This is a genomic window from Bacillus sp. JJ664 (assembly GCF_036962205.1).
In the GTDB taxonomy this organism is placed as follows: Bacteria; Bacillota; Bacilli; order Bacillales; family Bacillaceae_G; genus Gottfriedia.
Map to the genome: position 1 here is coordinate 1 of NZ_JBALMS010000233.1, position 211 is coordinate 211.

Here is a 211-nt window from a genome sequence, read left to right on the forward strand (position 1 = left end):
TGTTAATTCTTATTCTTAAGTTTAAATGTCTAAAAACATAATGCTTTTGATATAAATATAATATTGAATAGCTTACAAATGTTAGCGGTAAAACCAATAAGGTCATTGGTCCTACAATCCAATGGATACCGAAAAAAGCTAAAACTAAGCCTGGTAGCCAACACAATGTATACACCAAATCTAAATATAGCATTAGTAAATTAATCCCAGT

At 28.9% G+C, this 211-nt stretch carries 1 pseudogene; it reads right to left on the reverse strand.

The annotated features are described in order from the left end of the window. Positions 1-211, reverse strand: a pseudogene (locus V7056_RS20640) (glycosyltransferase family 2 protein); the annotation flags it as partial.